The following is a 23,337-nucleotide window of genomic DNA, read 5'->3' as shown; positions in this document are numbered from 1 at the left end:
AAAACAGAATACCAATAGGATTGGCTTTTATTTCCGTTTTTATGCAGATAAGAGATCCTTTAAAGCCAAATCAAGTTCTTCATACGTAAATTGAAAACCGGATGTCAGCGCCTGCTTAGGCAGGGCGCGCTGGCCTTTTACGATCAGCAGGCTCATTTCTCCCAAGGCCTTCTCCAGAAAAAGTTCCGGTACGGGAATCCAATGGGGGCGGTGCAGGACGCCTGCGATCGTTTTTCCGAATTGCTTCATTTCCACGGGGTTCGGCGATGTCACATTCATGGGACCGGACAAGTCATCATGCTCCGCCGCATAAGCGATGAGTTCCGCGGCGTCATCCACATGAACCCATGACAGCCACTGCCGTCCAGAGCCGATTGTGCCGCCGGCTAACAGCTTATAAGGAAGAACCATGAGCGGCAGGGCGCCTTTTTCACCGAGCATCACCCCGAATCTGGCATATACCGTCCGGATGCCGAGCGCTTCAATTTTCTGGCCTTCACGTTCCCACATATGAGCCGTATGACTGAGAAAATCTTCATTTGACGTATCTGACTGTTCGGTGAACGTTTTTTCTGTGCTTGTGCCGTAAATGCCGACGGCGCTGGCCTGAATCAAAGCCCGGGGTTTTTTCGGCTGCTGCTTTATAATCCGTCTGACTTCTCTCGTCGCTTCTATTCTGCTTGAGATGATTTGTTCCTTCGTTGTGTCCGTCCAGCGGTCAAAGATGGATTTGCCGGCGAGGTTCACCCATACATCAATAGGGGGAAGCTCGCGCTCAGGCGCCGCGTTTTCGGCCAGCCATTGAACATATGTCACATTTTTTTGTTCGGTTTCTCTCTGTTTTCTTGATAAAATATAGACATGATGTCCTCGGCGGGTAAACACACCTGTCAGATGCCGGCCCAGAAAACCAGTGCCGCCTGTCATCGCGATATTCATATCCATCTCTCCTTACACGTTGATACATATACTGTACCTCATTTGCCAAAAAGAAAAACGCCTGAACATCGGGGCGGGAAAGGAGACCGGGATGCCGTTTATTACAAAAATATCGACCCAAAAGAAAAATACCGAGCGCTTCAACATCTTTCTTGATGAGAAATATGCATTCAGCGTCGACGCCGACGTGCTTGTGCGTTTTGACCTGAAAAAAGGGAAAGAACTGGACGAGCTTGACATTCTTGAAATCCAGTACGGCGATGACGTGAAAAAAGCCTTTAACCGCGCCGTAGAATTTTTATCATACCGGATGCGCTCTGAAAAAGAAGTCCGGGATCATCTGAAGAAAAAAGAAACACCGGACATGGTCATTTCTGAAGTCATCCATAAACTGTACGATTACAGCTACTTAAATGACAAAGAATTTGCGGAAGCCTATGCGAGCACCCACAAAAAAACAAACGGCAAAGGCCCTGACGTCCTGTTCCGCGAGCTGAAAGCGAAAGGAATAGACGACGATACCATCAAGGAGACGCTCAGTGCGTTTACATTTGATGAGCAGATACAAGAAGCGCTGAAACATATCGGCAAAATCCTGAAAAAAGACAAAAAGCTGTCCACAAAAGAGATCAGACAGCGGGCGCAGATGCAGCTTCAGCGAAAAGGTTTCCCTTTCGACGTCATCAATGCCGCTCTGGAGCAAACGGAGTATGAGAATGACGATGAAGCCGAGATGGAAGCTCTGAAGGCTCATGCGGAAAAAGCGATCAGGAAATACCGTTATGACGGCAGTTATGAAAGCGGAATGAAGGTCAAACAGTACTTATTCAGAAAAGGGTTCTCGATTGACGATATTGATCAATTCTTGCAGGAAGAGGAGTAAACTGAAATGGACAAACGATACAGTCAAATGACGCCTCATGAACTACAGACAGAAATTGCGGGACTGACGGAAAAAGCGCGAAAAGCGGAACAGATGGGCATTGTAAATGAACTGGCCGTGCTTGAACGGAAAATTACGATGGCCAAAGCTTACATGCTGAACCCGGAAGACTTTCGGCCCGGCGGGGTGTATCAGATAGAAGGTTCTGATGACACTTTCCGCATTGATTACATCAACGGCGTATTCGCCTGGGGACACAGATCTTCCCCGTCTGACGGGGAAGAAGCACTGCCGATTTCCGTTTTAAAAGAAAAAAAGTAACAAAAGAGGCCGATTCCGGCCTCTTTTTCTTTTCGGGCACATTCGTTTCATACTTTCAGTAAAAAATGATTGAATTCATTTTTGATATCTTTTAAGATGGAATTCGTTGTTTTTAAATAAAAAGGAGGCGATTTGCGTTGAATATCAAAATGAAACAGCCATCTGTGAAATTAATGATTTTTGTGTTAATGATATGCACATTTTCCATCGGGTATACGGAATATGCTGTCATGGGTATTCTGACGTCGATTGCCGATGACTTTCATATACATGTATCTTCAGCGGGCATGCTTGTTACGGCGTACGCGGCAAGCGTCTGCCTGACGGGCCCGATCGTAACCATTATCGCGGTTAAGCTGCCGAGAAAGCCGGTGCTGCTAGGGTTGATGGGCATCTTCGTCCTTGCCAACCTGATGAGCGTCTTTGCGCCAAACTTCGCCGTGCTGGCGATTTCCAGAATTTTATCCGCATCCATCCACGGAGCTTTTTTTGCGATCGCCATGGTGTTTGCGAGTGAAATGGTGCCGCCTGAAAAACGTTCCGCCGCCGCGGCTTCCATGAACGGCGGATTAACCATGGCGCTGATGCTCGGTGTCCCGTTCGGCTCTTATTTAGGGGATGCCCTTAACTGGCGGGCCGTCTTTTTCATTATTTCCGTTTTAGGCATGATCGGGCTGATCGGACTGATGCTGGTCGTACCGAACCGGAAACCGAAAGTGATTCCGATGCTGATGAATGAATGGAGTGTCTTTAAGCATAAGCAAGTGATTTTTTCCTTTGCGATCACCATTCTCGGCTACTCAGGCGTATTTATCGCTTACACGTTTATTGAGCCGATTTTAAGAGATTCAGCGGGGTTCGGCACAGTCGGCATCACAGGCGCATTATTTGCCTACGGTCTCGGCGGAGTGGCGGGGAATTTCTTCGCGGGGAAAGTGCCGCTCAAACTGCTGACACGCACGATGATCGGTGTGATGATCGGCTTGATCGGCGTCTTGGCGATTTTCCCTTATATCGCCGTTTTTCCCGCCGCCGCGGTTTCAGCGACATTTTTATTCGGCGCATGTGCGTTCGGCACGCCGCCGCTTTTGCAGACCAAGGTTATTTCTTCCTCAGAAAACGGCACGACAATCGCCGCTGCGGTGAGCGTTTCCGCCTTTAACCTGGCAAACGCGCTCGGCGCCTGGATCGGCGGATTGATTCTCGGGGGAACGGGATCTTACTCATGGCTGTTTGCCGGCGGTGCGCTGATGACGGCTCTCGGCCTTGTGCTTTCCACGTTCGCTCATCTGTCTGAGAAGAAAGATGTTTATGAATACCAAGTGCATAAAGGATAACAAAAAGCTTGCAGGGGATATTCCGCCTGCAAGCTTTTTTCAGTGCTTCAATGTAATGCTGATCACCGTATGTTTATCACTCTCAGCTAAGGACATATTCCGGGTTTCCGGTACTCCGTCTTTTTCAAAAACGACGGCATAGGTTCCTTTCGCGCCGCTTTTCCATGCAATCTCGCCGTGGTGATCAGTCTTGCCTATTATCTCTCCGCGGTCTATATTCGGCTGATGATCTGACTCCGCCGCTTTCATCACGGTGACCGTCACACCGGCCGCCGGTGAACCGTCTGCATCCTCAACATGGAGCGTAACGGGCAATGCTTTTTTGGCGGCAGAATCATCCGCTTTGCCGCATCCGCATAAAACGGCCGCGGCGAGAAAGAAAACAAAAGCTTTATTGATTTGACCAATATTGAATGTTGTCGAATACACTGTTTGTCACCCTTGTTCCCAGATTGTAAGACGACCCGCCGTTTGTATGAATGGCAATGGCGGTCTGGCCGGTGTCGCTGTAATTGCGGTAAACGGGCGATCCGCTCTGGCAGCCGAACGTATCTGTCGTATAAGTGAGTTTATATGTCTCGGCAGAACGAATCGGCTTGCTGTCCGACCACATGGAACCGGACACTTTGTCGCACGGATATCCTGTCACGGTTGAGGAAAGCCCGGCCGGACTGGAACTGTTGGTCGTCCGGTAGCCGTACCAGCCGACAGTATTCCCGGGCGACCCGTTTACTTTGATTGCGCCGTAGTCGTAGTTTGTGTCACCGTTTTCTGTCCACCCTTTGACACTGTAGAATGTCTTGCCTGAATAAGAGCCGTACGGGTACAATGATCCGTTGCGGCCGGGAGCTGCCGTAATTTTCGATGCCCAGCCGTTTTTCTGGTCATACACGCAATGTCCCGCCGTAACGATCGTGTCGGCATTGACAAAAAAACCGGTGCATCCGTAGGTGCTTGTGCTGCCGCTGTATGTAACGGTCAGCTGTGCTGTCGCTCGATATGGAAATGATGTTGTAGGAGAAATTCTGATTCGTTCGTCTGTCCCAATAATACTGGAAGGCTTTAATGACTTGATGTCAGCTTTGCTGTTTTGTGCAAGCTGTCTTTTGGTGAGGCCCGTTCCTTCATAAGCGGGGGATGTCTGTGTTGTTTGTACAGGCTGATTCTGATGTGCGTCAAACTCCTCACCGCTGTTTGATACAGATGTCTGCGGGCTGCCCGCTGCTTCTGCTGAAACAGCAAATAATGAAACTGACAGTAAGAATGCGGTAAGGCTCAGCAATCGTTTTGAAACTGTCTTCATTTTATAAAACCCCTCCTTTTTTGTCTACCGGCTTTCGTTTTAACATTTAACATATTATGGAATTTATTTAGCGTTATGACCGCAAAAGGATGTTTTTTTCCGCAAAAAAAAGACCGGGTCATTCCCGGTCTCTTACGGTGTGTGTGTTATCGTCTGCCTGAAGCTCTCATGCGTTCTTGCGGGTGCGAATTAATTGAACCGTCCGCCCGTTTAGAAGCGTAGTCATCCTTTGCCCGCGGTTCGCCTTCAAACTTATTATTGTTCTGATTAGGAAATCCTTTTGCCTTGTTCCGGACCATTTGTTTTCCCCCTCGGCCAATATCAAAAGGTTGCGCCTTCTGGACTGAAGACGTAAAGTTAGTATATGCCTGTGACAAGCTGCGTAAAAGCAGCAGGTTTTCCCAAGGAAAGGAGACAGAGACATGAATACATATATCGACAAACTGACGAATTTGCTGCTTGAGAAAAATGACATGCTCAGCTATTTGCAAGCGCGAACTTGGGTTGAGCTTTTATGGGGAGATTTCGAAGCGACTTACGCAAAAGCCGGCCGCCCGTATCAAGGAGAGCAAATGACGGAACGCGTCGTCAAGGAATGGATCGAATCATACGGCAGCAAGCTCCATATGTTCCAGAGCGTTCGGGAAGACGTTTCTCATTATTTGGATCAAAGCAGGGGTCTCCTGCATTAACATAGCAGTGCACCCGCCGGATACAAGTCCGGCGGTTTTTTCTTTTTATAAAAGAAATAGAAAAATCATGTTTGGCGACCGGCGGAATGTGGAAATGTGTAATAACTTATAAAATAGCGGGGAGGAACCACAATGAACATGAAAAAGGGGTTAACCGCATTTATTCCGGCCGCAGGACTTTGCTTATTTTTAGCCGCAGGCACCGTTTTTTTCGATCCGGCAGCGAATGCCGCAGCAGTTCACCAGACAAAAATAGACACCGCAGCAGATACATATATCGTGAAAGCAGGAGAACTTAACGTCCGCAAAGAACCAAATAAACAAGGGTCGATTATCGGCACGCTTCGTTCAGAGGATTCCGTAAAGGTTAAACGGCTTCAAGGAGCAGATTGGGCTGAGATTGACTACAAAGGTCACAAAGCCTATATTTCCACGCATTTTCTGATGAAGCAGCCGGTGAAGGCGGTGACGGCGAAACAAACCGCTTTTTATACGCCGACTTTGGAAACCGGCAAAAAAGGGTCCGTTAAAGCGGGTGAAACCGTCAATGTGCTCGGCTGGGGGTTCAGCCATGACGGAGGATTTGACCGTAAATGGGCGTACGTCACATACGGCGGGAAAGCAGGTTATGTGAAAACGGCCGACTTAACTCAAAAATAAAGATTCAGGCAGGCGAATGAGCCTGCTTTTTTTTTGAAACCTTCTGTCTTTCCTTTCGTAAAAGATGAAAAGGAGAGTGAGGGATATGATAATGGTAATCGGCGGCCTTCTGATGGCTGCGGCCGGCATTTCAGTCACATTTTTTCCGCCGAAGTCGATCAACAGCCTGTACGGATATCGGACGAAGCGCTCTATGGCGGATGAGTCCCAGTGGAAAGAAGGCAATCGATTCAGTGCGCTCCTCATGATTTTGTTCGGCCTTATTTCGGCGGCAGCTGGATTTGCGGGCAGCCTGTTTATCCGGCTGACTCAGCCGTTCGCCCTGATCGTTCAGGCCGTATTATTGATTGCAATCAGCGTACTGATCATCGTCTTAACAGAAAGAAGATTGAAACAAACGGGGAGGAGAATCGATGAATGACATTACGTTTCACATGATCGAAACAAACGGAGTGACGCTGCACACGGCTTCAGCCGGTCCGAAAGACGGTCCTTTGGCGGTGCTGCTGCACGGGTTTCCGGAATTCTGGTACGGCTGGAAGAGCCAGATCAAACCGCTGGCGGATGCCGGATACCATGTTGTCGTGCCTGATCAGCGCGGCTATAATCTCAGTGACAAACCGGAGGGCATTGAAAACTATACCATTGATACGCTCAGAGACGACATTATCGGGCTGATCACTCATTTTACAGATGACAAAGCCGTCGTCATCGGACACGATTGGGGAGGAGCCGTGGCCTGGCATTTGGCATCCACTCGGCCGCAATACGTTGAAAAATTGATCACGGTCAATATCCCGCACCCGGCGGTTATGCGGAAGGTCACACCGTTCTACCCGCCGCAGTGGAAGAAAAGCTCTTATATCGCGTTCTTTCAGCTTCCGGAAAAGCCGGAACGGAGATTGTCTGAAGACGATTACCGCGTATTGGATCACGCGATCGGCTTATCCGAACGCCCGGCGCTTTTTTCACGGGAAGATGTCGACAGCTACAAAGAAGCTTGGGGCAGAAAAGGAGCGCTCACGGCGATGCTGAACTGGTACCGGGCGATCAGAGCCGGCGGTTTAGGCCCTGCCGTTCCGCTTAAAATGCCCGTTCCGTACCGATTAATATGGGGCGTCAATGACCGAGCGCTGAGCAAAAAGCTCGCCAAGGAAACAAAACGGATGATTCCAAACGGCGACTTAATCTTCATAGATGATGCCTCACATTGGGTCATTCACGAAAAACCGCGCATCGTCAGCCATTTGATTCATGAATACCTTCAGCAATAAAGTCTGTCCCGCGTACAGACTTTTTCTTTTTTTTCTCATATCTGCCGAAAAACATGACAAAATATAAACCATATGCAGAAAAAATTTTCTTTCCCTGTAACAAAAAAAGGGTTTAAACGTCATTAAAAAAAGGAAAAGCCTTACTGAAGTTTTGCGGACAATTCCTTTAAGGCCGTCCTAAAAAAAGAATAATACAAAGAAGGTGCCTTCATGAAACAAAGGTTAATCTCAATTATTATTCCGTCTTACAATGAAGGGAACAACGTCAAGCTCATCCATGAATCTTTAAAAAAAGAGTTTCAGACGATTCATTATGACTATGAAATTTTCTACATCAATGACGGAAGCGCGGATGACACCCTTCAGCAGATTAAAGAACTGGCCGCCAGAAACCATCGCGTCAAATACATATCTTTTTCCCGCAACTTCGGGAAAGAAGCGGCCATTTTGGCAGGATTTGAACACGTGCAGGGCGAAGCGGTAATCGTGATGGACGCCGATCTGCAGCATCCGACCCATCTGCTGAAAGACTTCATTCAAGGCTATGAAGAAGGGTATGACCAAGTCATCGCGCAGCGCAACCGAAAAGGGGACAGCCCCGTGCGTTCCGTGCTTTCTTCCCTGTATTATAAATTTATCAACAAAGCCGTCGAAGTGGACCTGCGTGACGGGGTCGGAGATTTCCGCCTGCTGAGCCGGCAGGCCGTTGATGCCCTTTTGAAGCTGAGTGAAGGGAACCGTTTCTCGAAAGGGCTGTTCTGCTGGATCGGGTTTGACCAGAAAATCGTATTTTATGAAAATGTCGAAAGGAAGAACGGCACGTCCAAATGGTCATTCAGCAATCTGTTCAACTACGGAATGGACGGTGTCGTCTCCTTCAACAACAAGCCCCTTAGGGTATGCTTCTTCACCGGTATTCTGATATTGCTTCTGTCGATGGTTTATATTGTAACGACCTTTGTTCATATTCTGACACACGGCGTGTCCGTACCCGGATACTTCACCATTATTTCCGCCGTGCTGTTTTTAGGGGGCATCCAGCTTTTGAGTCTCGGCATCATCGGAGAATACATCGGCCGGATTTACTATGAAACAAAAAAACGCCCGCACTATTTAATTAAAGAAGCGAATATAACGTACGGAGAACAAAATGAAACGAATTATACAAAAAAGCGCAAGTGGAACCATTAAACAGGCGCCGCTGTGCGCAGGGTCTGGGGACGTTGTATGAAAAAAAATAAATGGATCTTGCCGGCAGCCTGTGTGCTGGCTGCGGCAGCCGCTCATATTTTTTTCTTAAAAGAGTGGTCGGCAGGCCGCTATATGACGGGGTCTGGAGACGGGATCGCCCAAATGGCGGTCTTCAAAAAGCTGCTGTTTGATCAATATATGAACGGCAGGCTGTTTTACAGCTATTCGTTCGGACTGGGCGGGGGCGTGTACAGTCAGCTCGGCTATTATTTCTCTACTTCTTTTCTATTCCTGTTTATCTCCGCCGCTGTCCGCTTTTTGCAGCTTATTCAGCTGACGGGTGAGGCTGATGCGCTGTTTTGGGTGCAGGCCTCCGTTTTTATCAGCATTGCCAAGCAGAGTTTTATCATATTCACGGCGGCGTGTGTGTTCCGTTATTTCGTCAAACGGACGGTGCCTGCTTTTGCGGGCGCCGTGTTGTACGGGGTCTCGATTATCTACTTCCGGCATGAGGTATATTGGGACTTTTTCACTGACAGTATGGTGTGGCTGCCGCTGCTCGTGTTGGGCGCGGAAAAAATCATCAGGGAAAAAAAGCCGGCGTGGTTTATCTTCGCCTGTGCGCTGACATTGATCAACAACTTTTATTTTGCGTATATTAATCTGATTTTCATCGGCATTTATATCTTATTCAGGTGGATGATTCCTCTTGAAGGCAATGAGGCGAAAAGGCTCACTCAATGCAGGATATTTATTCTGTCGGGCCTTCTCGGGTTCGGCATAAGCGCAGTTTCCTTTATTCCTGTCGTATACGGATACCTTCATAATCTGCGGCCGCCGTATTCAGAGCATATTGCATGGCTTGATTTTTCCGACAACATTTTATTTTCAAGCCGGATTATCATCCTGCCGGCGGCTTTTTTGCTCTTTCTATTTACATTTTCTTTATACAAAAACCGCTTGTTCCGGCTGTTTGCGGGAATCAGTCTGCTGTATATTCTGTTTCACTTCAGCCCGTTTGCGGCAAGTGCCTTTAACGGCTTTTCAGCTCCGCAGAACAGGTTTGAATACGTCCTGTGCTTCACGATTGCCGGAACGGTTTCAGCCGGGCTTTCTAAGCTTTCAGACATCAGCATGAAGAGTATGCTGATGTCCGCCGTACTCGTCGTTCTGCTCTATTGGAGCCAGGTGAGGCGGTACAGTCTGGATATTTCTGATCACGCCAATCTGCCCGTCATTCTTCTTCTGGTGCTGACCATAGCCGCTTTCTTCGCAGCAAAGACAAGGCTGAAAGGCGCGGTGCCCGCCGTCTATGCCGTCATTTTGCTTACGGCGGTGCTTACGGCTAATACATATGAAAAATATGCTTTATCAGAAGGCGGGAAGATTTATACGGTATCGCATACATTTATGACGGGTGCTGACTATAAAGGCAAAGAGCAATCAGAGCTCATTCAGCGTCTGAAAGAAAAAGACCCTGATCCGTTTGCCCGTTTAGATTGGATGAACGGTGTTTTCAATAACACCCCGATCATATACGGATTCAACGGATTCAGCGTATACTCAAGCATACTGAACCGCAATCTGCTGTCCTTTTACTGGAACGACCTCCGGATTGACATGGGCAGAGAAAGCGTCAGCCGCTATGCGACATTAGGAAACAGGGCTAATTTATACAGCCTGCTTTACGGAAAATATTATATGACGGAAAAAGCAAACGAGGCCGGCGTGCCGTACGGGTTCAAAAAAATCATGGAATCATCCCATTATGCGGTTTATCAAAATCAATATATGCTTCCGTTCGTACGGACAGCCGATCGCGTATATAACGAGGGCGGTCTGAAAAAAGCGCCCGCCCTTGCCAGGGAACGGGCAATGCTTGACGGGATCGTCATGGAATCAAGCACAACCAACACGAAAAAAGCGCCTGAGGCGAAAAATATGATCCGCCATGCAGAGGTAGCGGCCGAACATGGCGATTATCATAACGGCATCCTGACGGTAAACGAAGACGGCGGCGGCCTGATCATTAAGCCGCAAGCCGCTAAGATGGACGGCGGCGATTATTACGTCAGCTTTTATTTGAAGAATAAAGCGAAGGACCAGGGCTTTACATTAAAAGTGAACGATTACACGACAACGAGAAAATCGAATCAATCCATTTACAAAACAGGTGTCAACGATCTTACTGTGAGAGTGCCGAAAACAAAAAACATCCAAATCCGTCTGCCGAAAGGATCGTATCAGCTTGACAGACTGGCGCTTTATGAAGAACGGTACGATACGCTGAAAAGCGCATACCGAAAAGCGGAAAAAGAACCGCCGGCCGATCTCAGCTGGCGCGGAAATACGCTTCATATCTCGTATGATAACAAAACCCGCGCGCCGTATATCATGCTTCCGATTCCATATGAAAAAGGCTGGGAGCTGAAGATAAACGGCAGAAAAGAGCAGATTGAAAAAGCGGATTATTCCTTTATCGGATTTAAAGCGCAAAAAGGAAAAAACGATATTCAATTAACGTATTACCCGCCGTTTTTTAAACCCGCGGCCGCTCTATCGGTAATCAGCCTCGTGTTTGCCGCTATATATGTGAGAAGACAAAAAAAGCCCGGCTCTTAAACAGAGCCGAGCTTTAATTTTTTCTGCAGTTTTTCCTCGCTGAAAATCCAGCCCGTGTAAGAAGAAAGAAGCTCTAAATCATGACTGAGATGGACGATAGCGACAAAAGGATAGTGGCCTTTGCTTCGGTAGCGCAAATCAATAAAGCGCACCTCATAATGATCTTTAAAGGTATCGACCTCCCACCTGTAAACGGGGGAAAATGAAAGAAAGGCTGCAATATTTTCGTCCTGTTTCGCGGCCTTCATCACATCGGTTTCCGGAACGGGCACGCGGTTGAATGTATCCAATATCACGACATGGCCGTCAAGGCTTCTGCCGACATAAAAGGCATGCGCCGTCGTCACGGCGATACGCCACTGCCTGAATTTCATCGTCGGCGAAATAATGATGGTTTCAATCTCCTCTTCAATCATTTCGCGCAGCCTTCGCTTTATCCGCAGCTGCATCAAAAACCGGACGGCGTAATATCCTGCGAGGATGATATAAAGCATCAGAAATGTCACGCCCGGATGACCTCCGATATACCACACGGCAATCGCGGCCAAATGGCTGACGAAAATAAACGGATCAAAGGTATTGATTAAACCGAGAGCGATCCATTTTCTCGAAAACGGGCGGATGGCCTGCGTGCCGTACGCGTTAAAAATGTCAACAAACACATGCAAAACGACAGCCAGAAGCGTCCACAGCCACAGGTGCAATAAGTTCGCTTCCGGATAAAACATAAACAAAATACCCGGAATCAGAACGGACCAAAATAAAACGGCGGGAATGGAGTGCGTGAACCCTCTATGATTTCGAATATAAACGGCATTATTTTTCAGCTTCAATATGGTATCAATATCAGGTGCCTGAGAGCCGGCAAGAGCGGCGATCATAACTGCCTGAGACATGGGGGTGTGCATGCCGACGGCAGGATCAAGAGTTGCGATTCCGCCAAGCGCGATACCCATGACAACGTGAGTGCCAGTATCCATTGTTGACCTCCTAGCAGGCGTTAACAATCAGTCGCCCGCATATTTCGCATTATAAGATATTCCCCATTTTCTGTTTGCCCAATCATGGCGTTTATCCGCCGTTCTCATATGTTTCCGCTTTTTCTTTATCACTATTTAATGTAACATATTATCGTAACGTGCCCTAAGTTTACACCAAAATACGGTGTCAAGAAAAGCGGAACCCGAAACATCTGAGGAGAAGATATGAACGCACTTGAAGAAAAAATGAAACAAAAAGATATAGACAAATTTCGCGAGGACTTAATTACATGGTTCGAAAGAGAACAGAGAATTCTGCCGTGGAGAGAAAATCAGGACCCGTATCGGGTGTGGGTATCAGAGGTGATGCTGCAGCAGACGCGCGTAGAAACCGTCATTCCTTATTTCCGGCGGTTTGTTGAGCAATTTCCGACCGTTTCGGCGCTCGCTGAAGCCGATGAGGAAAAAGTGCTCAAAGCCTGGGAAGGGCTAGGTTATTACTCCCGTGTAAGAAATCTGCAAAGTGCCGTAAAAGAAGTGCATGAGCGGTACGGGGGAGTCGTCCCTGCCGAGGAAAAGGAATTTGGCGGACTGAAAGGCGTCGGCCCTTATACAAAAGGCGCCGTGCTCAGCATCGCATACAACAAACCGATTCCCGCCGTAGACGGCAATGTGATGCGTGTCATGTCGAGAATTCTTTCCATATGGGACGATATCGCAAAACCTAAAACGAGAACCATTTTCGAACAGGCGATATCCGCTTTCATTTCTCATGAAAAACCATCTGAATTCAATCAGGGTTTAATGGAGCTCGGCGCGATCATCTGCACCCCGAAATCGCCGTCCTGTCTGCTTTGCCCCGTACAAAAGCACTGTTCGGCATTTGCGGAAGGGACAGAGCGGGAGCTGCCCGTTAAAAGCAAAAAGAAAAAGCCCGGAATAAAAACAATGGCAGCCGTTGTGCTGACAGACGATCAAGGCGATGTCTATATTCATAAACGGCCGCCAAAAGGCTTGCTCGCCAACTTGTGGGAGTTTCCGAATACCGAAACCCAGAAAGGAATCAAAACCGAAAGAGAGCAGCTTGAAGCCTATTTAGAAAAAGAGATGGGAACAACCGCTGAAATCGGGGAGCTGGAAGGCATCGTAGAACATGTTTTCACCCATCTCGTCTGGAATATTTCGGTCTTTTTCGGTAAAGTAAAACAAGTGTCGGATACAACGGAATTCATACGGGTCACAAAAGAGGAGCTCGAGGAATACGCATTTCCCGTTTCCCATCAAAAGATATGGAAAATGGCGGAAGAAAGCGGCCGCCTGTAAAAAGCGTCAGTCATAGCTGACGCGAGTGCCGTGGCCGTAATCCGCTTCATTCCGTTTCAGTCCGCCGCGGGCTTCGATTTCCTGAATCAGTTCCCGGTATTTGGACTGGCCTTCTTCGTTTAAATACGGCATAATTTGCTGGAAGGCATGATGGAAATAGGCGAGCTCTGAATCTTTCCAATCTTTTTTGGGCATCATGGCCAATTCGCCCATATCACGTCCGACATACATATAAAAGACCCCTTTCAACACATATTGCTTTTATTGTTTGTTGAATGAAAAGAACTATACACAGCAAGGAGCTGAGGAAAAATGGAACAAAATAAATGCGCACTGATCACGGGAAGCAGCCGCGGCGTCGGGAAAGCAGCCGCCATCAGACTCGCGGAAAAAGGATACAACATCGTCATCAATTACGCCCGCAGTAAAAAAGCGGCATTAGAAACCGCTGAAGAAATTGAAAAACTCGGCGTTAAAACGCTCGTCATTAAAGCCAATGTCGGCCAGCCGGCAAAAATCAAAGACATGTTCCGCCAGATTGACGAAACATTCGGCAGACTGGACGTGTTCGTCAATAATGCGGCTTCAGGCGTGCTGAGACCGGTCATGGAACTCGAAGAAACACACTGGGACTGGACGATGAATATCAATGCGAAAGCATTGCTTTTCTGCGCCCAGGAAGCGGCAAAGATGATGGAGAAAAACGGAGGCGGCCACATCGTCAGCATCAGCTCGCTCGGCAGCATCCGCTATCTTGAAAACTATACGACGGTCGGTGTCTCAAAAGCCGCTTTAGAATCGTTAACCCGTTATCTGGCGGTTGAGCTGTCTCCGAAAAATATCATCGTAAACGCGGTGTCAGGCGGAGCGATTGATACGGACGCGCTGAAGCATTTCCCTAACAGAGATGAACTGCTGGAAGATGCCCGCCAAAATACGCCGGCCGGCAGAATGGTCGAAATTAAAGATATGATCGATACGGTGGAGTTTTTAGTTTCTTCAAAAGCGGACATGATCCGCGGCCAGACCATCATAATTGACGGCGGACGCTCTCTGCTCGTATAAGTTTTAAAAAAGATGAATAGCCTTATCGTCTCCTGCGCATTCTATAGTGCGTGGAGGTGATAACAATGGCAAACTCAAAATTCAGCAAAACAGACGTTCAGCAGGTGAAAAGACAAAACCAGCAATCAGCTTCCGGTCAGGGTCAATTCGGCACTGAATTCGGCAGTGAAACTGATGCGCAGCAGGTTAGAAAGCAAAACCAATCTGCTGAACAAAACAAACAGCAAAACAGCTAATCACTGAAACGAAAAAGCACTTCATCTTCGGATGGAAGTGCTTTTTTCTGTTGCCGAAACGACAAAACTTGTGATTCCTCTACAGAATGAGTCAAAGGGTTTTCCGGTGGAAAATCGAAATGGTAAGGAGTATCAACCTAAAAGCCTAAGGAGGAACCCGATGTCAGAGTTTGAAAAGCTTGTAAGTGAACAGATGAAAATCATGGATCAGCTTCTCGAGCTGCAGTCAGAACTTGACCGCTGCCGGCAGGTGGAAGCGGAACTCATCAGTCTGGAAAGAGATGCAAAGCTGGACAATGTACAGGACGAAATTGCGACAAAGCGAAAAGACCTGGCCGGCATACAGGAGTTATTCCAAAGGCAGACAGAGCAAGTCATCCAGTCTTATCGCAGCACGGAAAAGCCGTCTTCCTATGTGCAGAAATGAATGTGCCATTCCGGAAGCGGAGTGGTTCTTTTATTTTCATTTTTTAATTCGTAACGTTATAATAGTGAAAAGACTTGTCGGAAAGCAATTGCGGCTGCATTGACTGCAGGGCTTTACAGAAAGTAGGGGAGAAATATGGGATATCCCAAGGAAGGAGAAACCATTCAAATTCACAGCTATAAGCATAACGGGCTGCTTCATCGAATTTGGAATGAAACGACGATTTTAAAAAGTACGGAATTGTGTATCATCGGTGCCAACGACCGGACAATGGTGACGGAATCCGACGGACGGACGTGGGTGACGAGAGAGCCGGCGATCTGCTACTTTCATGCCCGTCAGTGGTTTAACGTCATCGGAATGCTGAGAGATGACGGGGTACACTATTATTGCAACATCAGCTCGCCGTTCGCTTATGACGGAGAGGCCATCAAATATATTGATTACGATTTGGATGTCAAGGTGTTTCCGGATATGACGTATAACATTCTTGACGAGGATGAATACGATGACCACCGCAAATCAATGAATTACCCTAAAGAGATCGACAGCATTCTGAAGGAGTATCTGAATACGCTGCTGCACTGGATTCATCAGCGGAAAGGACCGTTTGCTCCGGAATTTGTTGATATGTGGTATGAACGGTATCTGCGCTATACAAAATAAAGAATACAATAAAAAAACCTGTTGGGGTGTCAACAGGTTTTTCACATGGGCTCACACGCCTTAAAGAGAGAGGGGGATAAAGTGTGGGCGTAATCAGACGCTATATGCAATTTGTAAAACCTTATAAAAAACAAATTTTTATCACAGTGTTAATCGGCATCATAAAATTCTCCATCCCGCTGGCTCTCCCGCTGCTGTTAAAATACGTGGTCGATGACATTATTCAAGGGAGCGGAACGGCAAGCGCTAAAACATCATCGCTATTCACGATAATGGGCATCATGTTCGTGCTGTTTTTAATTCTGCGTCCCCCGGTAGAGTACTATCGGCAATACTTCGCGCAATGGACGGGCAGCCGGGTGCTCTATGATATCAGGGGGGTATTGTTTGATCATATTCAAAAATTGAGCCTGAGGTTTTATGCCAACACGAGAACGGGCGAAGTCATTTCCCGGGTGATAAATGATGTCGAACAGACAAAAGACTTTGTCATAACGGGACTGATGAATATCTGGCTTGATATGATGACGGTGCTGATCGTCATCTGCATTATGTTTACACTCGATGTTAAGCTGACATTGATATCTGTCATTTTGTTTCCGTTATACGGAATTTCAGTGAAATACTTTTACGGCCGCCTCCGAAAACTGACACGTGAGCGTTCTCAGGCACTCGCCCAAGTTCAGGGACATTTGCACGAAAGAGTTCAGGGGATGCCCGTCATCAGAAGTTTTGCCATTGAAGATTATGAACAAGCCAATTTTGATGAAAAAAACGGACATTTTCTGGACAGAGCGATCCGTCATACGAATTGGAACGCAAAAACGTTTGCAGTCGTGAATACCATTACGGATTTGGCGCCGCTGCTCGTTATCGCGTTTGCGGGTTATTTTGTCATAAACGGTCCGCTGACGGTAGGGACGATGGTTGCGTTCGTCGGCTATATTGACAGAATGTACAATCCGGTCAGAAGATTGATCAACTCATCGACGACGCTGACCCAGTCGATCGCTTCAATGGACCGCATATTTGAATTTATCGACGAGCCGTATGAACTGACTGATAAACCGAATGCAGTAAAAGCTGACGGCATTAAGGGCGAAGTTGAATTCCGAAATGTCTCGTTCCGTTATGAGGAAGGAAAAGAAACGATTTTGCAGGACGTTTCCTTAAAGGTGACAAAAGGGGAAACCGTCGCGCTCGTCGGAATGAGCGGCGGCGGAAAATCGACGCTTGTCAGCCTCATACCGCGTTTTTATGATGTATCCGGCGGCAGCCTGCTGATTGACGGCACAGATATTCGCGATTATGAAGCGAGAAGCCTCCGCAATCAAGTCGGAATGGTGCTTCAGGATACGTTTCTGTTCAGTGAGACAATTCGTGAAAATATCGCCATCGGTAAACCGGGAGCGTCTCTGGATGAGGTGGTTGCGGCAGCGAAAGCGGCAAATGCCCATGAATTTATTATGAACTTCCCCGAAGGCTACGAAACCAAAGTCGGCGAACGGGGCGTCAAATTGTCAGGCGGGCAGAAACAGCGGATTTCCATCGCGCGTGTATTCTTAAAAAATCCGCCGCTGTTAATCTTGGATGAAGCGACATCGGCTCTTGATCTTGAAAGTGAACACTACATTCAGGAAGCGATGGAAAAGCTTGCGAAAAACCGGACGACTTTTATCGTCGCCCACAGGCTGTCCACGATTACGCATGCGGATAAAATTGTCGTCATGGAAAACGGCGCCGTCGTCGAAACCGGCACGCACGAGGAATTAATGGCCCAAGGCGGCCAGTACAGACACTTATTTACGATTCAGAATTTGAACTGATACAAAAACGTATGCCGTCCGAATGGGCGGCATACGTTTTTTTGAATGCAAAAAAACCCGGTTTTACGGAAGCACCGGGTTACTCTTCGTCTGTTTCTAATTCGCTGTCTTTCGGGTGGTATGTCTGAAAACTCGTAATTAATGTATCGAGATGCTCCAGCTGCTCGCGGTATTCCGCAACCGCAGCCATAATGCTGAGCATATTGTAATCAAGCAGTTCATCCTCGCAGTTCTGCTGATTTTTCAAGAAAGACTTCGTCAAAAGCTGTTTATATCTTATGCTTTCTTCAGCATCGTCATCATGCGGCTTGATCTTGCCGACCGTCCGCATCAGAATCCTTTCGTGCCAATGAAGCAGATAATCAATTTCTTCTGTCAGCGTCTCCTGAAATTCCTCCGGCATATGATAAATCTCGTTTTCATAGCGGTGCAGCTTTTTCAGCGTATCAAGCGCCCGATTCGCCGTAATAATCGCCTGTCTGAACAATACAAGCTTGCGCGACTTTACATACGTCGTTTTCTTAAAGTAGCTTCTCTCCTCTTTATAAAGAAGGTACGTATGATCAAGCTTCATCATCTTTTCCTTCAGCTTCTCAATATCCTCTTTCAATATCGAGTGTTCCGTGGATTGGCGCATCGTCAGCCTGATCCATTTCATGATCTCATCGGTATATTCAACCGTATGATGAGTCAGCTTCGTTTCGTATTTCGGCGGAAGAAACACAAGGTTCACAATAAAAGAAGACAGCACGCCTAAAATAACGGTGCTTGTTCGTATCAGAGCGAACGTCAGGAAGCTGTTTCCCGGTGTTTCTAAAATCGCGATAACCGTCACGAGCGCAATTGAAATGGTGTGTTCAATTTTCAGTTTTAACATGATCGTGATGACAATCACTGCGGTCAATCCGATCATAATCGGACTCGGTCCGAAAATCAGTCCGAATGCCGTAGCGATGACAGCGCCGATGATATTTGCCTGAACCTGATCAATAATGATAAGAAAAGACCTGTAAATAGAGGGCTGTATGGCAAATATAGCTGCAATCCCGGCAAAGATCGGCGACGGAAGTCCGATCCATGATGCTAAGTAGAGCGCGAGCGTAATCGCAATCCCTGTTTTAAAAATGCGGGCACCAAGTTTCATTGGTTTGTGCGTGCATTCCTTTCTCTAATAAATTATGTGCCGAACGAACGGCTGACACTTACATTTCCCTGTCGGCTGATTTGCTAAACAATAAAGTAATATACAGGGATCATACCAATTATTCAAGGTCTTTTTTTGAAAAAACCATTATCTCACAAATCGGACAAAAGAAACAAGCGGAAGCCCCGGGCTCCCGCTTGTTTCAGCAGTTATTTTTTCATATGTCTGAACGCATCTTCAACGGCTTGTAAAGTGGCGTCGATATCCTCTTCAGTATGTGCGGTTGTGATAAACCAAGCTTCATACTTTGATGGAGCGAGATTGATGCCGCGCTCAAGCATCAGCTTGAAGAACTTGGCGAATGCTTCTCCGTCCGTATTTTCCGCCTGCTCGTAATTGACGATCTTTTCATCAGTGAAGTATACCGTGAGCGCGCCTTTTAAACGGTTGACGGTGATGGTAATGCCATGTGTCTCCGCATGGGCGAGGATGCCTTGCTCAAGTCTGGCGCCGAGCTCATCAAGCCGCTCATATACGCCCTCTTCCTTCAGGACTTCCAGGCAGGCGATGCCTGATAAGATAGATGCCGGGTTTCCGGCCATCGTGCCGGCTTGATATGCCGGGCCGAGCGGAGCAACCTGCTCCATGATCTCTTTTTTGCCTCCGTAAGCGCCGATCGGCAAGCCGCCCCCGATAATTTTACCGAGCGCCGTTAAATCAGGCTTCACTTGAAGAAGATCCTGCGCGCCTCCGTACATAAAACGGAACGCCGTGATCACTTCATCATAAATGACGAGCGCGCCCGCTTTATGGGTCAATTCATTTACCTGTTCTAAAAATCCTTCTTCAGGTTCAACGATGCCGAAGTTGCCGACGATCGGCTCGACGAGAACCGCTGCAATTTCTGAACCCCATTTATCCAGCGCGGCTTTGTAGCTTTCAATATCATTGAAAGGAACGGTAATCACCTCATTGGCGATGCTTTTCGGCACGCCGGCGGAATCAGGAGTGCCGAGCGTAGACGGACCGGAACCCGCAGCGACAAGTACAAGATCAGAATGGCCGTGATAGCAGCCGGCGAATTTAATGATTTTTGTCCGGCCTGTATAAGCGCGTGCAACCCGGATCGTTGTCATTACCGCTTCAGTGCCTGAGTTTACGAATCGTACTTTATCAAGTGAAGGAATGGCCTCCTTCAGCATTTTGGCGAAAGTGACCTCATGTTTGGTCGGCGTCCCGTACAGCACACCGTTTTCAGCCGCTGTTTTAATCGCTTCAGTAATATGCGGGTGGGCATGTCCGGTAATAATCGGGCCGTAAGCCGCTAAATAATCGATATACTGATTCCCGTCTACATCCCAGAAATAAGCGCCGTTCGCTTTTTCCATCGCAACGGGTGAACCGCCGCCTACCGCTTTATAGGATCTGGACGGGCTGTTCACGCCTCCGACGATATGCTCTAACGCTTCCTTATGAAGTTCAACTGATTTTGTATACAAAAAATGACCCTCCTAATATCTCCTTACATCATGTTCTATTGTAGCATGCTTCATTGCGAGCACAACGGTTCATGCTTCCAGAAAAGAGCGGGAGGATAACGGTTGTAATCTTAACGTGAATTGGATACGCTTAATAAAAAACCCGGAGGTATAAGAAATGACGATTGAAATCGGACAAACAGCACCGGATATGAAATTAGTGAATGACAGCGGGGAAGAAGTAGCATTGACGGATTTTAAAGGGAAGTACGTCGTTCTCTATTTTTATCCGAAAGACATGACACCCGGATGCACGACGGAAGCATGTGATTTCCGTGATCAGCACGAAAGTTTCGCGGGACTTGATGCGGTTATTATCGGAGTAAGCCCTGACAGCCGTGATAAACATGAAAAATTTAAGCAAAAACACGATCTTCCTTTCCAGCTCCTCGTTGATGATGAGCACAAATTGGCGGAAGCTTTTGATGTGTGGAAGCTGAAGAAGAATTTTGGGAAAGAATATATGGGTATCGAGCGATCCACTTTTTTGTTAGACAAAGAAGGCCGTCTTGTGAAGGAGTGGAGAAAGGTAAAAGTGAAAGATCACGTTGCCGAGGCGCTTCGCGAATTGGAACAAATTGCGTCTAATTAATGGACAAATGCTGAACTCACGGGGTTTTCTTCAGATTACATTTGACAGGAGACCGGAAAAAGATGTACACTAATTATAAACATTATAAAGTAAGAATCTTTTTTAGAAGAGAGGTGCATGACGGATGGCTGCACATGAATTAAAAGAAGCCTTAGACACGTTGAAGGATACGGGAGTCCGGATTACTCCTCAACGTCATGCCATTCTGGAATATCTCGTGGATTCTATGGCACATCCGACAGCGGACGATATATATAAAGCCTTGGAAGGGAAATTCCCTAATATGAGTGTTGCGACAGTGTATAACAATTTGCGTGTATTCCGGGAAGCGGGGCTTGTAAAGGAACTGACGTACGGAGATGCGTCCAGCAGATTTGACTTTGTCACCTCTGACCATTATCACGCCATTTGTGAAAGCTGCGGAAAAATCGTAGACTTCCATTATCCCGGGCTTGACGAAGTGGAACAGCTTGCGGCTCACGTCACGGGGTTTAAGGTAAGCCACCACCGTTTGGAGATTTACGGCGTCTGCCAAGAATGTTCCAAAAAAGAAAACCACTAAACGAAGCTGACCGCTTTGATACGGTCAGCTTCGTTTATTTTACACTGTTTTTTCTGTTATAAGACTCATCGAACGCTTTGCCTTCCAATCCTTTATCCAATGTAAGCGGCTCTCTGCAATGCATGCACATATCCACTCTGCCCAGAATCTTCGTTTCTTTCTCGCAAGCGGGGCACATCACCCGGACCGCTTTTGTGGACAGCATGCCGATCCAAAAATAAACGGCGGTGCTGAGCCCGATCGACAGCAGGCCGAGAATCATAAACAAGCTGGCAAGCAAAACAGACTGCTTAAAGAACAGCCCGATGTACATAATGATAAACCCAACGAAAACCAAACTTAACGCAAACGTTCTGATCTTATTAATTTTGCTTGAGTATTTCGCCATGTCCATCCCCCTCTCGTTTAACTATAGCACAAAACAGATGGCATATTCTTCATGTTTTCGTAAGAAAAGGGAAGAATAAATATGGCACCTGAAAGGAAATTTGTTATAATAGTGCAATGTGTTTAGAAAAAAGGACTTTCATGTTTTATCATAGAAATGTAGAAACAATAGCTAGTGAAACAATCGCATTGGAGGAATCGTAATGGACAATCTTCTCCGTCCAATTTACCAAGAAAGAGCAAGTCATCCCGATACGCTGGCCGTCCTTATGATTGAGAGAAGGAGTAAAGCATCATCCATCACGGATAACTTTGATGCGGTCATGCTTGTCATTGTCAAACAGGCTGATGAACCTCTTTTTATAAAGCATTATGAATTCGAACAAAAAACCGCTTCTTTACATATTGTAACGGATGCTCTGCTTCAGGAATGGATTCTGCTTGGGACCAATAGAAGAGTCATAGATTGGATCATCAACGGCAAAGTGCTGTTTGACCGCAATGAATATATATCTGAACTCAATGACCGGCTCAGCACTTTTCCTTTCGCCGAGCGGAAATTAAAGATCGGAATGGAATACGGCAAGCTGATCAGAAGATTTGTAGAAGGAAAAGCGTTTTTTGAAGCTGATCATTTTCTGGATGCATATTATGCGGTAGTGCATGCTCTTCACCACTTGGCCCGCATAGAAGTGATTGACCGGGGGTTTTATCCCGAAACGACAGTCTGGAACCAGGTCCGTCACATTGAGCCGCAGGTATATAAGCTATATTCCGAACTTGTCGAGAGTCACGAAAGTTTGGAGAAAAGGCTCGAATTATTATTCTTAGCAAATGATTTTCTCATCCATTCAAAAGCTGAAATCGGTTCTGCGCACCTTTTTCAAGTGATGAAAGAAAAAGAAATGTGGCAGTTTGGAGAATTGCTTCAGCACCCTGAACTGGTGCACTTCACCCAAGATCTTGGTGTCATGCTTGATTACCTGACGGAAAAAGGCTTTGTTGAAGTATCTCAAATAGAGACCAAAGGGCAGGAAGTATATCATCGAGGATATTCTTTCAAAAAAAGTGTTGACGCTGAATCATAGGCATGGTATATTATTAAACGTCGCTGATGCGCTTCAACAAGAAGCTCACAGCGGCGGAGGAATAAAAACAAAAAAACATTTGACAGTAACTCGCTGAAATGTTATACTGAAAAAGTCGCCTCGAGATGAGGTTGAAATGATCTTTGAAAACTAAACAAGACAAAACGTACCTGTTAATTCGAAGTTTTAAATAAACCGCACAGCGATGTGCGTAGTCAGTCAAACTACTTTATCGGAGAGTTTGATCCTGGCTCAGGACGAACGCTGGCGGCGTGCCTAAT

The 23,337-nt window shown here is 46.9% G+C and carries 26 protein-coding genes and 1 pseudogene; 18 read left to right on the top strand and 9 right to left on the bottom strand.

Annotation, left to right across the window (positions count from 1 at the left end):
* Positions 1 to 39: 39 nt before the first annotated feature.
* Complete coding sequence (locus G9F50_RS14050) at positions 40 to 939, bottom strand: TIGR01777 family oxidoreductase (protein ID WP_060562260.1); 900 nt, start codon at positions 937 to 939, stop codon at positions 40 to 42.
* A gap of 91 nt (positions 940 to 1,030) precedes the next feature.
* Here G9F50_RS14050 and recX point away from each other — a divergent pair, with 91 nt between their 5' ends.
* From recX to G9F50_RS14035, 3 genes are all read left to right on the top strand, one after another.
* Positions 1,031 to 1,822 carry a recombination regulator RecX gene (recX, locus tag G9F50_RS14045; RefSeq protein ID WP_015239427.1) on the top strand — a complete coding sequence of 264 codons (792 nt, stop codon included), beginning with the start codon at positions 1,031 to 1,033 and terminating at the stop codon, positions 1,820 to 1,822.
* A 6-nt stretch (positions 1,823 to 1,828) separates the two neighbouring features.
* Positions 1,829 to 2,143, top strand: coding sequence for a YfhH family protein (locus G9F50_RS14040; RefSeq protein WP_007408553.1), 315 nt, complete (start codon positions 1,829 to 1,831; stop codon positions 2,141 to 2,143).
* A 143-nt stretch (positions 2,144 to 2,286) separates the two neighbouring features.
* Positions 2,287 to 3,480 (top strand): MFS transporter, encoded by a 1,194-nt coding sequence (locus tag G9F50_RS14035; RefSeq protein WP_101536292.1) that lies wholly within the window; start codon positions 2,287 to 2,289, stop codon positions 3,478 to 3,480.
* A 39-nt stretch (positions 3,481 to 3,519) separates the two neighbouring features.
* Here G9F50_RS14035 and G9F50_RS14030 read toward each other — a convergent pair whose 3' ends face one another.
* From G9F50_RS14030 to G9F50_RS14020, 3 genes are all read right to left on the bottom strand, one after another.
* Complete coding sequence (locus G9F50_RS14030) at positions 3,520 to 3,909, bottom strand: DUF2606 family protein (RefSeq protein ID WP_043020687.1); 390 nt, start codon at positions 3,907 to 3,909, stop codon at positions 3,520 to 3,522.
* Positions 3,872 to 4,783: a trypsin-like serine peptidase gene (locus G9F50_RS14025; protein ID WP_060562261.1), complete on the bottom strand. Its 912-nt coding sequence runs from the start codon at positions 4,781 to 4,783 to the stop codon at positions 3,872 to 3,874. Before G9F50_RS14025 ends, G9F50_RS14030 begins: the two co-directional genes overlap by 38 nt.
* A 146-nt stretch (positions 4,784 to 4,929) precedes the next feature.
* The gene (locus G9F50_RS14020; RefSeq protein WP_003155495.1) at positions 4,930 to 5,082 is read right to left on the bottom strand and encodes a small, acid-soluble spore protein K; all 153 of its coding nucleotides are present in this window, start codon (positions 5,080 to 5,082) and stop codon (positions 4,930 to 4,932) included.
* Between the two features lie 123 nt (positions 5,083 to 5,205).
* On the opposite strand from G9F50_RS14020, the gene G9F50_RS14015 reads away from it, so the two are divergent.
* The 6 genes from G9F50_RS14015 to G9F50_RS13990 all read left to right on the top strand — a co-directional run bounded on the left by G9F50_RS14015 (position 5,206) and on the right by G9F50_RS13990 (position 11,222).
* Complete coding sequence (locus G9F50_RS14015) at positions 5,206 to 5,475, top strand: YfhJ family protein (protein WP_003155492.1); 270 nt, start codon at positions 5,206 to 5,208, stop codon at positions 5,473 to 5,475.
* A gap of 132 nt (positions 5,476 to 5,607) precedes the next feature.
* Positions 5,608 to 6,135 carry an SH3 domain-containing protein gene (locus G9F50_RS14010; RefSeq protein ID WP_015417063.1) on the top strand — a complete coding sequence of 176 codons (528 nt, stop codon included), beginning with the start codon at positions 5,608 to 5,610 and terminating at the stop codon, positions 6,133 to 6,135.
* An 85-nt stretch (positions 6,136 to 6,220) separates the two neighbouring features.
* On the top strand, positions 6,221 to 6,556 hold the full coding sequence (locus G9F50_RS14005; RefSeq protein WP_060562262.1) for an SdpI family protein: 336 nt from the start codon (positions 6,221 to 6,223) through the stop codon (positions 6,554 to 6,556).
* On the top strand, positions 6,549 to 7,409 hold the full coding sequence (locus G9F50_RS14000; RefSeq protein ID WP_007408559.1) for an alpha/beta fold hydrolase: 861 nt from the start codon (positions 6,549 to 6,551) through the stop codon (positions 7,407 to 7,409). Before G9F50_RS14005 ends, G9F50_RS14000 begins: the two co-directional genes overlap by 8 nt.
* Before the next feature lie 210 nt (positions 7,410 to 7,619).
* Positions 7,620 to 8,600: a glycosyltransferase family 2 protein gene (locus tag G9F50_RS13995; protein WP_003155484.1), complete on the top strand. Its 981-nt coding sequence runs from the start codon at positions 7,620 to 7,622 to the stop codon at positions 8,598 to 8,600.
* A gap of 36 nt (positions 8,601 to 8,636) precedes the next feature.
* A complete protein-coding gene (locus tag G9F50_RS13990) occupies positions 8,637 to 11,222 on the top strand; it encodes a YfhO family protein (RefSeq protein WP_060562263.1) in 2,586 nt (861 codons plus the stop codon).
* Here G9F50_RS13990 and G9F50_RS13985 read toward each other — a convergent pair.
* Positions 11,219 to 12,202, bottom strand: coding sequence for a metal-dependent hydrolase (locus G9F50_RS13985; protein ID WP_017419155.1), 984 nt, complete (start codon positions 12,200 to 12,202; stop codon positions 11,219 to 11,221). The two genes, G9F50_RS13990 and G9F50_RS13985, sit on opposite strands and share 4 nt — an antisense overlap.
* A gap of 225 nt (positions 12,203 to 12,427) precedes the next feature.
* On the opposite strand from G9F50_RS13985, the gene mutY reads away from it, so the two are divergent.
* Entirely contained in the window at positions 12,428 to 13,525 is a 1,098-nt protein-coding gene (gene mutY / locus G9F50_RS13980) for an A/G-specific adenine glycosylase (protein WP_017419156.1), read from the top strand.
* Between the two features lie 6 nt (positions 13,526 to 13,531).
* On the opposite strand, the gene G9F50_RS13975 is transcribed toward mutY, so the two are convergent.
* Positions 13,532 to 13,756: a hypothetical protein gene (locus G9F50_RS13975; RefSeq protein ID WP_013351495.1), complete on the bottom strand. Its 225-nt coding sequence runs from the start codon at positions 13,754 to 13,756 to the stop codon at positions 13,532 to 13,534.
* Between the two features lie 81 nt (positions 13,757 to 13,837).
* Between G9F50_RS13975 and fabL the strand changes: the two genes are divergently transcribed.
* The 5 genes and pseudogenes from fabL (at position 13,838) to G9F50_RS13950 (ending at position 17,745) form a co-directional block, all read left to right on the top strand.
* The gene (fabL, locus tag G9F50_RS13970) at positions 13,838 to 14,590 is read left to right on the top strand and encodes an enoyl-[acyl-carrier-protein] reductase FabL (protein WP_003155478.1); all 753 of its coding nucleotides are present in this window, start codon (positions 13,838 to 13,840) and stop codon (positions 14,588 to 14,590) included.
* Between the two features lie 83 nt (positions 14,591 to 14,673).
* A pseudogene (locus G9F50_RS13965) lies at positions 14,674 to 14,826 on the top strand (gamma-type small acid-soluble spore protein); the annotation flags it as partial.
* A gap of 160 nt (positions 14,827 to 14,986) precedes the next feature.
* The gene (locus tag G9F50_RS13960) at positions 14,987 to 15,253 is read left to right on the top strand and encodes a YgaB family protein (protein WP_003155476.1); all 267 of its coding nucleotides are present in this window, start codon (positions 14,987 to 14,989) and stop codon (positions 15,251 to 15,253) included.
* 135 nt (positions 15,254 to 15,388) lie between these two features.
* On the top strand, positions 15,389 to 15,919 hold the full coding sequence (ntdP, locus tag G9F50_RS13955; protein WP_003155475.1) for a nucleoside tri-diphosphate phosphatase: 531 nt from the start codon (positions 15,389 to 15,391) through the stop codon (positions 15,917 to 15,919).
* A gap of 83 nt (positions 15,920 to 16,002) precedes the next feature.
* Complete coding sequence (locus G9F50_RS13950) at positions 16,003 to 17,745, top strand: ABC transporter ATP-binding protein (protein WP_014417243.1); 1,743 nt, start codon at positions 16,003 to 16,005, stop codon at positions 17,743 to 17,745.
* Between the two features lie 79 nt (positions 17,746 to 17,824).
* Here the strand turns inward: G9F50_RS13950 and G9F50_RS13945 are convergent, their stop codons facing one another.
* Positions 17,825 to 18,889, bottom strand: coding sequence for an aromatic acid exporter family protein (locus G9F50_RS13945; protein ID WP_007610190.1), 1,065 nt, complete (start codon positions 18,887 to 18,889; stop codon positions 17,825 to 17,827).
* A gap of 209 nt (positions 18,890 to 19,098) precedes the next feature.
* Positions 19,099 to 20,388: a glutamate-1-semialdehyde 2,1-aminomutase gene (locus tag G9F50_RS13940; RefSeq protein ID WP_007408567.1), complete on the bottom strand. Its 1,290-nt coding sequence runs from the start codon at positions 20,386 to 20,388 to the stop codon at positions 19,099 to 19,101.
* A 157-nt stretch (positions 20,389 to 20,545) separates the two neighbouring features.
* Between G9F50_RS13940 and bcp the strand changes: the two genes are divergently transcribed.
* Together bcp and perR are read left to right on the top strand one after the other, a co-directional pair.
* Positions 20,546 to 21,019, top strand: coding sequence for a thioredoxin-dependent thiol peroxidase (gene bcp, locus G9F50_RS13935; protein ID WP_003155466.1), 474 nt, complete (start codon positions 20,546 to 20,548; stop codon positions 21,017 to 21,019).
* A gap of 124 nt (positions 21,020 to 21,143) precedes the next feature.
* Complete coding sequence (gene perR / locus G9F50_RS13930) at positions 21,144 to 21,581, top strand: peroxide-responsive transcriptional repressor PerR (RefSeq protein ID WP_003155465.1); 438 nt, start codon at positions 21,144 to 21,146, stop codon at positions 21,579 to 21,581.
* Between the two features lie 34 nt (positions 21,582 to 21,615).
* Here the strand turns inward: perR and G9F50_RS13925 are convergent, their stop codons facing one another.
* Positions 21,616 to 21,969, bottom strand: a complete 354-nt coding sequence (locus G9F50_RS13925) for a YgzB family protein (RefSeq protein ID WP_007408568.1) — start codon at positions 21,967 to 21,969, stop codon at positions 21,616 to 21,618.
* Positions 21,970 to 22,171: 202 nt separating this feature from the next.
* On the opposite strand from G9F50_RS13925, the gene G9F50_RS13920 reads away from it, so the two are divergent.
* The gene (locus G9F50_RS13920) at positions 22,172 to 23,056 is read left to right on the top strand and encodes a nucleotidyltransferase-like protein (RefSeq protein WP_007408569.1); all 885 of its coding nucleotides are present in this window, start codon (positions 22,172 to 22,174) and stop codon (positions 23,054 to 23,056) included.
* Positions 23,057 to 23,337 lie beyond the last annotated feature (281 nt).

It is taken from the genome of Bacillus sp. EKM206B, from assembly GCF_011066015.1.
Taxonomy (GTDB): domain Bacteria; phylum Bacillota; class Bacilli; order Bacillales; family Bacillaceae; genus Bacillus; species Bacillus velezensis.
This window is presented reverse-complemented; position numbering and strand designations above follow the sequence as displayed.